This is a genomic window from Nocardia sp. NPDC003345, from assembly GCF_053589395.1.
Map to the genome: position 1 here is coordinate 26293 of NZ_JBSFRU010000017.1, position 14008 is coordinate 40300.

A 14008-nucleotide genomic window follows, 5' to 3' on the forward strand; every position below is an offset into this window, starting at 1 on the left:
GGGGACACCGCCGACCGCGGTCAGGACACGGGCACCGGGGACGCCACCGCCGATGTGGCCGCCGATGTGGCCGCCGGCCGCAGTACCGCATACGCCACCAGCAGCGCCGCCACCAGCAATCCGGCCGCGATTCCGAAGGCGAGCCGGAAACCTCCGGTCAGTGCCTCGGCGTCCGATGAGCCGGTGGCCAGCAGAGTGGCCGTACGGGCGGCGGCGAGGGTCGACAGCACCGCGACACCGAGGGCCATACCGATCTGCTGGGTGGTGTTGAACAAACCGGATACCAGGCCCGCGTCCCGGGCGTCGGCACCCGACATTCCCAGCGCGGTGAGCGCGGGCAGCACCAGGCCGAATCCGGCGACCGGCAGCATCACCGGCAGCAGGTCGGTGAGGTAGGAGGCGTGCACCGGCAACCGGGTGAGCAAGAGCATCGCGCCCAGTAGCAGGGTCAGTCCGGTGAGCAGCACCGCGCGCTCCCCGAACCGGGTGTTCGCCCGCGCCGACACCAGCAGCGAGACCCCGCCGATCGCCACCGCGGCCGGCAGCATCGCGACTCCGGTCCGCAGGGCGCCGTAGCCGAGCACCCGCTGCATATAGAGGGCGACCAGGATCTGGAAGGCGAACATCGCCGAGACGGTCAGCATCTGGACCGCGTTCGCGCCGGAGACACTGCGCGACCGGAATATCCGCAGCGGCAGCAGCGGGTCGCGCACCAGGTTCTGCCGGACCACGAACGCACTCAGCAGCGCCAGCGCCACGGCGGCGAGGCCGAGGGTGCGCCCGGCGAGCCAGCCGTAACGCTCCACTCCGACGATCGTGTAGATCCCGAGCATCAGTCCGGCGGTGACCAGCACCGCGCCCGGCACATCCGCCTTTCCGTTCCGGTTCGTCCCGGAGTCCGCCGGCAGCGCCTTCATCGCCAGGGCCAGTGTGGCCAGTCCGATCGGGATATTGATGAAGAAGATCCAGTGCCAGCCGAACGCGTCGGTGAGCACCCCGCCCAGCACCTGACCGAGGGCCGCGCCCGCCGCGCCGGTGAACCCGAACACTCCGATGGCGATCTTGCGTTCCCGGGCCTCGGTGAACAGCGTGATCAGGATGCCGAGCGCGACCGCGGCGGCGAAGGCGCTGCCGATCCCCTGCAGAAAGCGCGCCGCGATCAGCAACGCGGGGGTGGTGGCGGCACCGGCCACCACGGACGCGACGGTGAAGACGGCGTTCCCGAGCAGGAACATCGACTTGCGGCCGAGCAGATCGCCCAGGCGGCCGGCCAGCAGGAGCAGCCCGCCGAAGGCGATCAGATAACCGTTGACGACCCAGCTCAGCCCGGCGGCGGTGAACCCGAGATCACGCTGGATCTCCGGTAGCGCCACGGTGACGATGCTGCCGTCGAGGATCGTCATCAGCGTCGCGGCCGATAACACCGCCAGCGCGAGGCGTTTGGGGTAACTCATGGTGCTCTCCTGTCCGGAACCCGACAAGAGAGACTGTAATGGATAGTTTCGTTGCAGACAATCTATTCGCGGACTATTGCCGGGCGCGGCGGGCCGACGACGGCGCCTCCGGCGCGGTGGCGAGGTGCCCCTCGGTCAGATGCCGCAGTGCGCGCAGCAGGATGTCGCGCTCCTCGGCCGGTAGGGATTCCAGCGCGGCGCGGTGCACGCCGTCGACGATTTCCTGACTCCGGGCGGCCATCTTCCGCCCGGCGGCGGTAACCGCGATGATCCGCGCCCGCCGATCGGTCGCGGCGGGGCGACGCTCGGCCAGACCGGCCTTCTCCAGCGCGTCGACGGTGACCACCATCGTGGTCTTGTCCATATCGCCGATGGCCGCCAGCTGAGCCTGGGTTCGCTCCTCTTCCAAGGCATGGACCAGCACACAGTGCATACGGGCGGTCAGCCCGATCTCGCCCAGCGCGACGGCCATCCGGCTGCGCAGGACATGACTGGTGCGGTCCAGCAGGAAGGACAGGTCCGGCTGGGCGGCGACAGGGGCCATAGCGGTCATGACCCCATGATAGTTCCGTTACAGATGATCCGGATCCGGCCCACGAAACCGGCCAACCGGTGCGGAGAGTCGGTGACCGCGGCCGCGTACCGCCGGGCCGGAACCGGCCCGATCGTCAGGGTTTACGCGCGACGCCCGCGTACCCCGGAATCTTCTTGTCCATCGACTCCGGGGGTTCGATCGGCGGACGCCACCGATGGATCGGCACGAGTCCCGGTTCGAGGAGTTCGAGCCCCTCGAACAGCGTGGCCACCCCGGCCTTGTCGCGTGGTTCGCAGAACAGCCCGCGCTCCCGGTAGACAGCCGCCGTCGCCGCGACCCCCTCGGGATCGAAATCGCCGGTCAGATACGTCATGGCCAGATACGAACCCGGTGGCAGCGCGTTCACCAGCGTTTCGGTCACATCGTTGGCGCCGGGCACGAAATTCAGCAGCGCGATCACCGACAGCCCGATGGGGCGGTCGAAATCAAGGGTGCGGCGCGCGGCTTCCAGGATCTCCTCCGGCCGGGTGGCGTCGGCCTGGATGTAATCGGTGCGGCCTTCGGGCGTGCCGACCATCAGGGCCCGGGCGTGGGCGAGCACGACGGGATCGTTGTCCACGTAGACCACCCGCGCTTCCGGGGCGATCTCCTGGGCGACCTGGTGCAGATTCGGTTCGGTGGGGATTCCGGTGCCGATATCGAGGAACTGGCGCACCCCCGCCTCGCCCGCGAGGAACCGCGTGGCCCGGTGGATGAAACCGCGATTCTGCTGAGCCGCGAGCCGGACATCGGGCAGCGCGGCCAGCACCTGCTCGGCGGCCTCGGCATCGGCGGGATAGTGGTCCTTGCCGCCGAGGTAGTAGTCGTACATCCGCGCCACGTGCGGTTCGTGCTCGTTGAGGTCGGCCCTCGATTCCATAGCCGCCAACCTACAAGACCGGCAACACCTCTCGCGACCGTTGGCGATCCCGGCCCGCGGCAACGTCACCGCTCACGGATCGACGACCAGCCCTTCGCTCTTCAGCCAGTCGTAGGCGACATCGGCCGGATCCTCACCGTCGATATCGACGCGGCCGTTGAGTTCCTGCATCAGATCGTCGGTGAGGCGCTGCGAGATGGTGCCCAGCAGTTCCCGCAGCTGCGGATACTGCTCGATCACCTCTTCCCGCACCACCGCGGTGCCGCTGTAGGGCAGGAAGAATTTCTTGTCGTCCTCCAGCACCACCAGATTCAGGTTCTTCACCCGGCCGTCGGTGGTGTAGATCATCCCGAAATTGCACGGCTGGCCTTTGGCGGTGGCCGTGTACACCACTCCGGCGTCCATCCGGGTGACATTCCCGGCCGGGACGCCGTTCGGATCGTTGTACGGGATGCCGTACTTCTCCAGCATCGGCACGAATCCGTCGGAGCGACTGAAGAATTCGTCGTCCACGCAGAAGGTCCGCTCGGCCACCGGCAGCGCGGCGACCTCCGAGAGCGATTTCACCCCGAGCCGTTCGGCGGTAGGGGTGGCGGCGCCGAACGCGTAGGTGTCGTTGAAGTTGGCCGGCGGCAGCCACTCCAGGCCGTTCTCGCGCTTCTCGATATCGTGCACCCGCTGCCACAGTTCCTGCGGGTCGGAGATGGTCTCGGTCTGATTGTGGTAGGTGACCCAGCCGGTTCCGGTGTACTCCCAGAGAATATCGGCGTCGCCGTTGAGTTGGGCCTGCCGCGAGGACGCGGAACCGGGGGCACCGGTCAGATCGGCGATATCGGCACCGGCCGCGGCCAGATAGGTGGCGGTGATCTTGCCCAGCAGTACGCCTTCGGTGAAGCTCTTCGAGGTGACGGTGAGTTTCGCCCCGTCCAGTGGCCGCGCGCCGTCGGGTAGCCGGGCGTCGTGGAACGTCCCGGAAGAACTCACCAGACCGCAGCCCGCCAGCAGCGATACGGTCGCGGCGAGGACACCGATCAGGGTGACCAACCGGCCACGTGACGCTCTCATGACACACCTCGCGGGGTCGCGGCCAGTTCGACGAGCCTGCCCAGCCAATCGATGATCAACGCCAGCAGCGCGACCAGCACCGCGCCGGAGATCAGGAGTTTGGGCAGGAACAGGGTGACGCCGGTGGTGATGAGCGTGCCGAGGCTGGTGGCGCCGATGAAGGTGCTCAGTGTGGCCGTGCCGACCAGGATCACCAGCGCGGTCCGCACCCCGTTGAGGATCACCGGTACCGCCAGCGGCAGTTCCACCTGGAGCAGCGTGCGCGCACCCGAGAATCCGATACCGCGCGCCGCCTCGATGGTGCGCTGATCCACCTGCCGCAACCCGACGATCGTGTTCTGCAGGATCGGCAGGACCGCGTACACCACAAGACCGACGATCGCCGTGCGGAATCCGGTACCCAGCCAGAAGGTGAACAGCACCAGCAGGCCGACCGCGGGCGCCGCCTGGCCGATATTGGCGATATTGACCGCCAGCGGTTCGAACCGTTTCAGCGTGGGCCGGGTGAGCGCGATACCCAGCGGGATGGCGATGACGACCACGATCACCGTCGCCGTCACGGTGAGCTTGATGTGTTCGAGGATCGTGGTCTGCAGGCTGGACCAGCCCAGGGAGGCGGCTTCGGTGGGGGTGAGGGTCGCCGAGCGGTACCAGAGAATGTAGCCGATCCCCACCACGGCGATGATCAGCGGTTCGAACCAGACGTCGATCGGCAGCCGCCGCAGCCGGTTCACGACGGGCCGGCCTTCCCGTTCTCGCCGGGGGCGTCGGCGGAATCGCCTACGGGATCGGTCGCGGCCGGTGGTTCGTCGTCGGCCGCCACCACCGGGGTCGGGGCGGGATCGGTGCCGTCGACGTAGGTCGTATAGGAGATATCGGCCGCGTCGTCGCGTATCTCCGCGAGCTGGTCGCGGATCAGATCGGTGACCCGGCCGATACTCAGCGACCCCACCACCGCGCCGCGCCCGTCGGTGACCAGCGTCGCGCCCTGGCTGGTCGCCAGCATGGCGTCCAGCGCGTCGTTGAGCGTGGAGGATCGCGCCACCACCGGCAGCCGCCGGTCCAGGAAGTCGGAGACCTCCGGTTTGGTCGCCAGTTCGGTGATGGTGGGCCAGGACCGCGGCCGTCCGGCCGCGTCGACCACCACGACCCAGGTGTGCCCGGCGGCCCGCGCCCGGTCGATCACCGTCTGCGCCGGTTCGCCGATCCGGGCGGTCACCACCGGGTCGGATTCCACATCGCGTACCCGCTGCACGGTCAGATAGGCCAGTTTCGCCCCCGACCCGACGAATTCCTCCACGAACGGGGTCGCGGGATCGGTGAGGATCTCCTCCGGCCGCGCGTACTGCTCGACCTTGCCGCCCTCGGAGAGGATCAGCACCTTGTCGCCGAGTTTGGTGGCCTCCTCGAAATCGTGGGTGACGATCACGATGGTCTTGCCGAGTTCGTGCTGGATTCCGATCAGGCTGTCCTGCAACCGTGCCCGGGTGATCGGATCGACCGCGCCGAACGGTTCGTCCATCAGCAGGACCGGCGGATCGGCGGCCAGCGCCCGCGCCACCCCGACCCGCTGCTGCTGCCCGCCCGACATATCCTTCGGCAGCCGGTCGGCGTAGACGGCGGGGTCCAGACCGACCAGGTCCAGCAGGTATTCGACGCGTTCGGCGATCCGTTTCTTGTCCCAGCCGAGCACTCGCGGGATGGCGCCGATATTGCGGGCCACCGTCCAGTGCGGGAACAGCCCGCCGGACTGGATCACATACCCGATCGACTGCCGCAGTTTATCGGGATCCTCCCTGGTGACATCGCGGCCGTCGATGAGGATCCGGCCCTCGGTCGGTTCGATCAGCCGGTTGATCATCTTGAGGGTGGTGGTCTTACCGCAGCCGGAAGGCCCCACGAACGCGACCATATGGCCCGCCTCGATCTCCAGGTCCAGGCGCTGCACCGCGGGTTTCTCCTGGCCGCGGAAGCGTTTGACCACACCGTCCAGGCGGATGGCCGCACCGGTCACATTGCGTTCCGGCGTTCCCGGGGCCGGCCGGTCGGTCACCTCGGTCACAGCGCCTCCTTCGAAGCGGGTGCGTGCGGTCCGCGCGGGCCGCAGCATTGGCGGAGGTATCGCATCATGACAATCCCTTTGCGATCGTGAGGCGTCCGAGCAGGACCAGCAGCGCGTCGAACACCAACGCGATGACAACGATGAGAACGGTTCCGGTGAGCGCCATCTCGAGGGCGTTGGCGCCGCCGAGACGTGAGAGCCCGTTGAAGATGAGCGATCCCAGGCCCGGTCCGAGTACATAGGCGACGATCGCCGCGACCCCGACGATCATCTGGGTGGAGACTCTGATCCCGGTGAGGATCACCGGCCAGGCGATCGGCAGTTCCACAGTGAACAGGATCCGCCACCGCGAGAACCCGATGCCCTGGGCGGATTCGATCACCGAGGCCGGTACCGACCGCAGGCCCACGATCGCGTTACCGATCACGGGCAGCATCGCGAAGAACGCCAGCATCAGGAACGAGGGCACCACACCCAGGCCGAACGGCACCAGCAGCAACGCCAGCAGCGCCAGCGACGGGATCGTCAGCGCGACCCGGCTCGAGGTCAGCGTCAGCGAGGACATCAGCGGCAGCCGGTACACCGCGATCGCGATCAGCACGGCCACGACGGTCCCCGCCAGCACCGTCTGGAAGGCCAGGGACGCATGCTGATAGGTGAGGAATGCCAGCGTCTCCCCCCGGCCCTGGAGGTAACTCCATAGATTCACGGGATTCCCCTCGTCATCCGATTACCGGCCGGCCCGGGTGGCGTAGTGATCGCCGAACGCGCGAGCCCCCGAGACTAATGGATACCGGGCGTCCGGCCCCGGACGGCGCGCGGCGGGCGATTCCCCCGGGATACCCGAGGTCACGGTGCCACCGAAAACACTCTGACACAGATACTCCGGCCGTGCCGGATGAGCGGATACACCGCTGTCGAGCCGGCGCCGGCCCGGCGGTCGAGGCGGTTCGATCATGCGGCGCCCGGCCGCGGATTTCGGCCGGGGGCAGGTTCTTTCACGCTGCACGCTGCAACGGCGCGGCGGACGAGTAGCTCCCGGCGTCACCGGCGATCACCGTGCTCGCCACACCGTCGACGCCCACCGGGATCTCCCCGGCCAGGGTTATGCGGGTCAGCCGGCGGTGTTCGCTGCCGTCGTAGTCGTCGATCGCGTAGTGCTGCGTGGCCCGGTTGTCCCAGATAGCGACATCGCCCAGCGACCAGTTCCACCGGGTGGTGTTCTCCAGGCGCGTCACCCGATCCTGGAAGAGCCGGAACAGTGTCCGCGATTCGTCACCGGTCAGGCCGACGATCTGTTTCACGAAATGCCCCAGCAGCAGCGCGCGTTCCCCTGTCTCCGGATGAACCTCCACCACCGGATGCTCGGTTTCGAAATAGCGCGATTCGAATTCCCGCCGATACGCCTTCGCCCCGTCGTCCGGATCGTCGTCGGCGGTGGCCGCGTAGTCGTAGAGGTTCGTATGCCGCGCGCGCAGCCCCTCGGCCAGCCGTTTCAGCGGCTCCGGTAGCGCGTTGTACGCCGCGACCGTGGACGCCCAGGTCGTGGACCCGCCGTAGCTCGGCAGCGTGACCGCCCGCAGGATCGAGGCCTGCGGCACCCGGTCCACGAAGGTCACATCGGTATGCCAGCTGTTGGACCGGCCCTGCCGGGAGTCGATCGCCAGGCTCTTCACACCGGCCGAGGCGACGGTCGGATGCGGGGTGGTCGGCACGCCGAGCAACCGCGCGAACTCGTACTGCCCGTCCTCGGTGAGATGGTGCTGATCGCGGAAGAAGATCACCTTGTGCTCGTGCAGCGCCGCCCGTATCGCGGCCACGGCCCCGGCGTCCAGATCGCCGCCCAGCGTGACCCCGTCGATCCGCGCGCCGATATGGGTACCGAGCCGGGTCACCCGCGGGGCGGTCCGGGTGCCGGAGGCGTAGTCGACAGTCATAACCAGGGCCTTTCGCTCGACCTGATGATCAGGGGAGACGAAACCACCCCCGCCCGGTGCATGCCCACCGTTTCCGTCACCGGGATCGAAACCCGGCGGCCGAGCACCGCCTCGCGGAAGCCTTGCGGTCCGATATCCCGCCCTCGCCGCGCACACGCTGCTCTAGAATTGCCGTACAACTCGATGTTCGAATCCGATGCGTTCGTGATCTCGCACCTCGCTCTCCCGGTGCGTTCCGTAGTACGCCCCGCCCACGCGGCGGCCTCGTACACACCTTCGACTCGAGGCGGCGCTCATGACCGACGTCGACTTTTGTGTAATCGGCGGGGGGTTCGCCGGACTCACGGCCGCGCTACGGCTGAAACAGGCCGGGCATTCGGTGCTGCTGCTGGAGGCTCGCGACCGGCTCGGCGGGCGCACCTGCACCGAGAACCGCGCCGACGGATCCTGGATCGACCGGGGCGGTGCCTGGGTGGGCCCCGGCCAGGACCGGATCCGCGCCCTGATGAAGGAATACGGGGTCCCCACCTACAAGCAGTACACCGGCGGTGAGGCGATGATGCTCGTCGGCGGCACACAGCACCGCTACACCGGCACCATCCCGTGGTCGATGAGCCCGTGGGTGGCGATGAACCTCGGCGCGGCCCTGCTCGACCTGGGTCATCTGTGCAAGACGATCCCGCTCGACGCCCCCTGGACCGCGGACCAGGCCCACCGCTGGGACCGCATCACCCTCGAGCATTGGCTCAACACCCACGTCGTGTCGAAGGCCGCCCACGAACTCCTGGAAACCGCCCTCGCCGGCGCCTACACCTCCGCCGGCTCCGAGGTCTCACTGCTGTTCGCGCTGTATCAGATGGCGTCCGGGGGCGGTCCGGCGTTCGTGCTGGGCGTCGAGGACGGCGCCCAGGATTCGCGGCCGGTCGGCGGCATGGGGGCCGTCTATCGCCCGATGGCGGCCGAACTCGGCGACGCGATCGTGACGTCGCGGCCGGTGCACCGCATCGAGCAGGACCGGGCCGGGGTGAGCGTGCACGCGGTCGACCGCGTGGTGCGTGCCCGGCGTGCGATCGTCGCGGTCCCGCTGGCGATCGCGAGCCAGATCCACTACGAACCGATGCTGCCCGTCGACCGCTCCTTCCTGCACCAGCGGATGCCCAGCGGCGCCATCATCAAGACCTCCGTCGTCTACGACGAACCGTTCTGGCGGGCCGACGGCCTGTCCGGGCAGTCGGCCGCCCCGGGTTCACCGGCCACCATCACCCTCGACGCCTGCACCGATACCGGCACTCCCGGCATCCTGTGCGTCATCACCGAGGGCCCCACCGCGCGGCGGGTGGGCGCGCTGGACGCCGCCCAACGGCGGCACGCGATCCTCGAAGCACTCGCCGAACGCTTCGGCGACCGGGCCCGCACCCCCGGCGACTACATCGAGCAGGACTGGAGCGTCGAGCGCTATTCCGGCGGCGGCATGCTCAGTCACGCCCCCACCGGTGTGCTCACCCAGTTCGGTCCGGCCCTGCGCCCGCCGTGCGGGCTCGTCCACTGGGCGGGGGCCGAGAGTTCCGCGGTCATGTGCGGCTGGGTCGACGGGGCGGTGCGGTCGGGTGAGCGCGCCGCGAACGAGGTGCGGGAATACGAGATGGCGGCCACCACCGGGCGGCCGGAGCGGATCTGACGCGCCCGAATCCCGGATATCGGCCGTCACACCGGGTTCGGTTGTAACGCCCTGTCCACCCACCCGCGATTCAACGGTGACCTGAGTCACATTGGAATTGCGGGTGAAGGGAAGAGCATGCAGAGAATCGCGGCATACCTGGTCATCGCGGCAGCAGTGACGGCCACGGCGTGCGGGGCGGCGGAAACGCAGACCGCCGATGCGAAAACCGCCGTACCACCGGCGCGGACCGCCCCCGTCGCGGCGGCCGAACAACCCGCACCCGTCGCCGGCTCCCCCGGCCGCAGCGATTCCGTCGCCGTCCCCATGCCCGACGTGCTGTGCATGAATCTGCAGGACGCCCAGGACCGGATCCAGGCCGCGGGAGTCTTCTTCTCCCGCAGCGAGGACGCGACCGGAGCCGGGCGCAGACAGATCCTGGACCGCAATTGGATTGTGGTGGGCCAGAATCCCGCCGCCGGCCTGCCGGTCGGCGAGGGCGACGCGGTCCTGTCGGTCGTGAAAACCGGCGAACCGGGCGATTGCTCCTGACCCGGCCCTCCCGTCAGCCGGGCGCAGGTCGACAGCGCGATATGGCCCGGGCGGCGCGAGCCGGCTTCACGCTGACATCACATAGAGCATCAGAGTGATGCATATCACAGTTTGGATGGGGAACTGCACCGAGTCATGTCCCGTCAGATCATTCGACGCATCGAAACCTCGATGCGTCGAAGTAATGGGGGTACAGCATGATGCATAACAGTCGGCTCGGTCGGTCCGGTGCGTTGCTTCTCGGGATTCTCACAGCCGCACTTGCCGGGGCGGGTCCTGTGCGCGCGCAAAGCCTTCCGGATTGCCGTAACTACGTGGTCACCACAGAGTGGGGCAAGTTGACGGTCGACACGAGACCGTCCAACGACGGCGACCCCATCGGGGTCATCAGCTGGGCGTGGTTCATCAACGTCCAAGCCGACGTTCCGGGCCGCTACGACTGGACGGTGTTCATCAACGGCCGAGCGCCCGAAGGCGCACAATGGAATATCAAAGACGACAACCTGCATTCGGCGTTTCGTCGCTACCGCGACGGAACCACCCGATATGCCTCGGGTGATGTGTTCCACGTCGAAGCGGCCCACGCCGCAGGCAGGAACCTGTATGTGACTCCGCTCAACCGCTGCCGGATTCCATAGGAGGTGTGGCAAAATCGCTGAAATGATCGCGTCCAGCGCTGTTGCCGGGGCACAGCTGGTTGCCGATGACTTGGCAAATGCACTCGGTCTGCACGTGCTGGTCGACGCCGATGTCGATGAGCGCCTGGGCAGGTCCATCGGTATCCGGATTCCCGATCTCGGAGTCGAGATGGGATATCGCCCCGCCACCGGGGTCACGCCGGAATCTGTTGCGTGTCAGCTGGCCAGCCATATCCAGGACGATGTCCTGTCACGGACCGCGATGATCTGGCCCGAAGATCGTGGCCATGGCGATCAGCCGCTGGTCCCCGGGGACACCGGGTGGTATCGGGAGAACGAGCCCACCGTGGTGATCCCCTACGGTTCCGCGGGTGTCGCGCGTCGGCCGGACGACTCGCTCGACGGAGTCATACGCTGGTGGCTGGGTTATTGGTTCGTCGGCGCCATCGCCGACCCGGCCGGAGATGTGTGGTTCTCCGAGCACGAGTTCGACGGCGATCTGTCGGCGATCCGCGCCGGAGTCCGCGTCGACTACGAGGTCGGTGACCGGTTCCACGGAAAGCTCCGCAAGGCGCGCACGGTCCGGGTCGCGGACTGATACCGGGACCGGCCAGGATCACCACGGCCGCGACGCGCGTTACACGGAGAGGGCGCCCGGGTTCGCCCGGCGTCACCGGACCCGCCCATCCGAAGAAAGGTTCCGCCGATGCGCACGCTCACTCTCAACAACGGCGTCCAGATGCCGGCACTCGGGCTCGGCGTCTACCAGACCCCACCGGAGGAAACTGTCGCGGCGGTGTCGGCCGCGCTCGACCTCGGCTACCGGCATATCGATACCGCCGCGGCCTATGGCAACGAACGCGAGGTCGGGCAGGCCATCCGCGATTCCGGGGTGCCACGTGCGGAGGTCTTCATCGAGACCAAGATCTGGATCGACGACTTCGGCTACGACGAGACCCTGCACGGTTTCCAGAAGAGCGCCGCCAAACTGGGCGTCGACCAGATCGATCTGCTCATCCTGCACCAGGCCCTGCCCTCGGATTTCGACCGGACCCTCGGCGCCTACCGCGCCCTGGAACGACTCCTGGCCGACGGCTCGGTGCGCGCCATCGGTGTCAGCAACTTCATGGTCGAGCACCTGACCGGCCTGCTCGATGCCACCTCGGTGGTCCCGGCGGTCAATCAGCTCGAGATCCACCCCTACTTCCAGCAGCGCGACGTGCTCGAGTTCGACGACAAGCACGACATCCTCAACCAGGCGTGGTCACCGATCGGCGGGATCACCTTCTACCCGGGGTGGGGCGAGCACCGCAGGAACGTCCTCGAGGATCCGGTGGTCACCGGCATCGCCGAGACCCACGGCAAGTCGCCCGCCCAGGTACTGCTGCGCTGGGGCCTGCAGCAGGGCCGTTCGGTGATTCCGAAGTCCACGAAACGCGCGCGGATCGCCGAGAACATCGACGTCTTCGATTTCGAGCTCACCGATTCCGAACTCACCGCCCTCGACGCGCTGGAGACGGGCCGGCGCGGCGGCCCCGAACCGGAGGCCGTCACGCTGGCCGATTTCAGCCGTCCCATTCCCGAGGCGTGATCCATCCCGACCGGGCGTCGGCGTAGGTCCGGCTACGCGGGCGCCCCGTCGGGGAAATCACACAACTCGACCACGATCCCGTCGGGTCCCTCGACCAGCAATGCCCGCTCACCCCAATCCTGCGTGGTCAGCGGCAGCAGGAAGTTCACTCCTTCGGCCCGCAACCTCCGCTCCTCGGCGTCCAGATCGTCGATCCGGAATGCCAGGATCACACCCGAGCTGGGCTGATCCCGGAACTTCTCGGGCATGAACTCGAGTCCCCGGCGATGCAGTGCCACGCGCACCTCGCCGGGCCCCGCCAGCGACGCGAACCCATCCGCCGCGAACATCTCGGTGAACCCGAAATGGCCGGTCAGGAATTCGGACGCCCGCGCGACATCCGTGACGTTGAAACAGGTAATCGACTCCATGACCTTCATGCTGATCCCTCCGTCGGTCTAACTACGTACATTGTACAGAGTTTTCTGCGGACCGGCCGCGCCGCCTCCCCGGTGAACCGCCGCCGGTGCGACCGCCGCGGATCTGCCAGGATGACCGCATGCGAACCATGGCCCGCCCCGGCGCGATTTCCGCCGGGACCCTGGTTCTGCTGGCCGCCCTCTATTTCGCGCAGGGCCTGCCGTACGGGTTCTTCACCCAGGCACTGCCCGTGGTGCTGCGGGAATCCGGTTTCTCGCTGATCGAGATCAGCGCCACCGGAGTCCTGTTCGCCCCCTGGGCGCTGAAATTCCTGTGGGCGCCCTATGTCGACCAGTACGGCACCCGCCGGCAATGGCTGCTTTCGCTGCAGCTCACCGCCTCGGCGGTGACACTGGGGCTGGCCTGCCTGGACCTGTCCTCGTCGCTGCGCTGGCTGCTGATCGGCATCGCCGTGGTCAACGCGATCTCCGCGACCCAGGACATCGCGACCGACGGTCTCGCCGTCCAGCTCCTCGGACCCCGGCAGCGCGGCCTGGGCAACGGGATCCAGGTCGGCGCCTACCGGATCGGCATGATCGTCGGCGGCGGCGCCCTGCTGTGGTTGTTCGCGCTCGCCGGCTGGCGAACCCTGTTCATCGCGATGTCGATGCTGTTGCTGCTCACCGCGATTCCGGTGTGGTGGTCGCCGCGCACCACGATCCGCAGCACCTCGGACAAGGCGCCGGCGAGCCCCGGCCGCCTGACGATCGGCTGGTGGAAGCGGCTGCGGCAGCCGGGCATGGTCGTGTTAATCCTGCTGATCGGCGGGTTCAAATTCGGCGATTCGATGGGTTCGGCGATGGTCGGCCCTTTCATGTCCGATACCGGCCTCACCCTGGGGCAGATAGCCCTGATCAAAGGTGCGCTGTCCTCGGCCGGCGCCCTGGCGGGCGCGGGCGTGGGCGGCTGGCTGTGTTTCCGGTACGGCCGGCGCAATGCCCTGCTGATCGGCGGCGTCACCCAGACCACGAGCCTCGCGCTCTACCTGGTCGCGGCCGCGGGGATCGGCGGATTCCCCCTGATCGTCACCGCGAGCATGGCCGAACACATCCTCGGCGGCGCCGCGACCGTCGCGGTGTTCACCCTCATGATGGACGCCGCCGACCCCGACCACGCGGGCAGCGATTACACCCTGCTGG

General features: G+C 68.0%; 15 protein-coding genes. 6 read left to right on the forward strand and 9 right to left on the reverse strand.

Annotated features, from left to right (window positions below; translation table 11 throughout):
- Window positions 1-20 precede the first annotated feature (20 nt).
- From ACWDU1_RS03995 to ACWDU1_RS04030, 8 genes are all read right to left on the reverse strand, one after another.
- Entirely contained in the window at window positions 21-1454 is a 1434-nt protein-coding gene (locus ACWDU1_RS03995) for an MFS transporter (protein WP_449995775.1), read from the reverse strand.
- Between the two features lie 73 nt (window positions 1455-1527).
- Window positions 1528-2007: a MarR family winged helix-turn-helix transcriptional regulator gene (locus ACWDU1_RS04000; RefSeq protein WP_449995777.1), complete on the reverse strand. Its 480-nt coding sequence runs from the start codon at window positions 2005-2007 to the stop codon at window positions 1528-1530.
- A gap of 115 nt (window positions 2008-2122) precedes the next feature.
- Window positions 2123-2908 (reverse strand): SAM-dependent methyltransferase, encoded by a 786-nt coding sequence (locus ACWDU1_RS04005; protein WP_449995779.1) that lies wholly within the window; start codon window positions 2906-2908, stop codon window positions 2123-2125.
- A gap of 72 nt (window positions 2909-2980) precedes the next feature.
- The gene (locus tag ACWDU1_RS04010; RefSeq protein WP_449995781.1) at window positions 2981-3973 is read right to left on the reverse strand and encodes a glycine betaine ABC transporter substrate-binding protein; all 993 of its coding nucleotides are present in this window, start codon (window positions 3971-3973) and stop codon (window positions 2981-2983) included.
- The gene (locus ACWDU1_RS04015) at window positions 3970-4707 is read right to left on the reverse strand and encodes an ABC transporter permease (RefSeq protein ID WP_449995783.1); all 738 of its coding nucleotides are present in this window, start codon (window positions 4705-4707) and stop codon (window positions 3970-3972) included. The genes ACWDU1_RS04010 and ACWDU1_RS04015 overlap by 4 nt, the downstream gene beginning before the upstream one ends.
- Window positions 4704-6035: an ATP-binding cassette domain-containing protein gene (locus ACWDU1_RS04020; protein ID WP_449995784.1), complete on the reverse strand. Its 1332-nt coding sequence runs from the start codon at window positions 6033-6035 to the stop codon at window positions 4704-4706. Before ACWDU1_RS04020 ends, ACWDU1_RS04015 begins: the two co-directional genes overlap by 4 nt.
- 64 nt (window positions 6036-6099) lie before the next feature.
- A complete protein-coding gene (locus tag ACWDU1_RS04025; protein WP_449995785.1) occupies window positions 6100-6744 on the reverse strand; it encodes an ABC transporter permease in 645 nt (214 codons plus the stop codon).
- Window positions 6745-7033: 289 nt separating this feature from the next.
- Window positions 7034-7972 (reverse strand): TauD/TfdA dioxygenase family protein, encoded by a 939-nt coding sequence (locus ACWDU1_RS04030; RefSeq protein WP_449995786.1) that lies wholly within the window; start codon window positions 7970-7972, stop codon window positions 7034-7036.
- Window positions 7973-8267: 295 nt separating this feature from the next.
- Here ACWDU1_RS04030 and ACWDU1_RS04035 point away from each other — a divergent pair, with 295 nt between their 5' ends.
- From ACWDU1_RS04035 to ACWDU1_RS04055, 5 genes are all read left to right on the forward strand, one after another.
- Window positions 8268-9650: a flavin monoamine oxidase family protein gene (locus tag ACWDU1_RS04035; protein ID WP_449995787.1), complete on the forward strand. Its 1383-nt coding sequence runs from the start codon at window positions 8268-8270 to the stop codon at window positions 9648-9650.
- A gap of 117 nt (window positions 9651-9767) precedes the next feature.
- Window positions 9768-10181, forward strand: coding sequence for a PASTA domain-containing protein (locus ACWDU1_RS04040; RefSeq protein WP_449995788.1), 414 nt, complete (start codon window positions 9768-9770; stop codon window positions 10179-10181).
- A 314-nt stretch (window positions 10182-10495) separates the two neighbouring features.
- Window positions 10496-10819, forward strand: coding sequence for a hypothetical protein (locus tag ACWDU1_RS04045; protein WP_449995789.1), 324 nt, complete (start codon window positions 10496-10498; stop codon window positions 10817-10819).
- Window positions 10820-10889: 70 nt separating this feature from the next.
- Complete coding sequence (locus tag ACWDU1_RS04050) at window positions 10890-11417, forward strand: hypothetical protein (RefSeq protein WP_449995790.1); 528 nt, start codon at window positions 10890-10892, stop codon at window positions 11415-11417.
- 108 nt (window positions 11418-11525) lie between these two features.
- Complete coding sequence (locus ACWDU1_RS04055; protein ID WP_449995791.1) at window positions 11526-12410, forward strand: aldo/keto reductase; 885 nt, start codon at window positions 11526-11528, stop codon at window positions 12408-12410.
- Window positions 12411-12442: 32 nt separating this feature from the next.
- Here the strand turns inward: ACWDU1_RS04055 and ACWDU1_RS04060 are convergent, their stop codons facing one another.
- A complete protein-coding gene (locus tag ACWDU1_RS04060) occupies window positions 12443-12829 on the reverse strand; it encodes a VOC family protein (RefSeq protein WP_449995792.1) in 387 nt (128 codons plus the stop codon).
- Window positions 12830-12948: 119 nt separating this feature from the next.
- Here ACWDU1_RS04060 and ACWDU1_RS04065 point away from each other — a divergent pair.
- On the forward strand, window positions 12949-14008 hold a 1060-nt coding region (locus tag ACWDU1_RS04065; RefSeq protein ID WP_449995793.1), incomplete at its 3' end, for an MFS transporter.

Excerpts from the sequence above, each read along its gene's own strand:
- ACWDU1_RS04030 (WP_449995786.1), bottom strand. The coding sequence starts at position 7,972 with ATGACTGTCGACTACGCCTCCGGCACCCGGACCGCCCCGCGGGTGACC.
- ACWDU1_RS04035 (WP_449995787.1), top strand. The coding sequence starts at position 8,268 with ATGACCGACGTCGACTTTTGTGTAATCGGCGGGGGGTTCGCCGGACTC.
- ACWDU1_RS04005 (WP_449995779.1), bottom strand. The coding sequence starts at position 2,908 with ATGGAATCGAGGGCCGACCTCAACGAGCACGAACCGCACGTGGCGCGG.
- ACWDU1_RS04040 (WP_449995788.1), top strand. The coding sequence starts at position 9,768 with ATGCAGAGAATCGCGGCATACCTGGTCATCGCGGCAGCAGTGACGGCC.
- ACWDU1_RS04055 (WP_449995791.1), top strand. The coding sequence starts at position 11,526 with ATGCGCACGCTCACTCTCAACAACGGCGTCCAGATGCCGGCACTCGGG.
- ACWDU1_RS04060 (WP_449995792.1), bottom strand. The coding sequence starts at position 12,829 with ATGAAGGTCATGGAGTCGATTACCTGTTTCAACGTCACGGATGTCGCG.
- ACWDU1_RS04010 (WP_449995781.1), bottom strand. The coding sequence starts at position 3,973 with ATGAGAGCGTCACGTGGCCGGTTGGTCACCCTGATCGGTGTCCTCGCC.
- ACWDU1_RS04000 (WP_449995777.1), bottom strand. The coding sequence starts at position 2,007 with ATGACCGCTATGGCCCCTGTCGCCGCCCAGCCGGACCTGTCCTTCCTG.
- ACWDU1_RS03995 (WP_449995775.1), bottom strand. The coding sequence starts at position 1,454 with ATGAGTTACCCCAAACGCCTCGCGCTGGCGGTGTTATCGGCCGCGACG.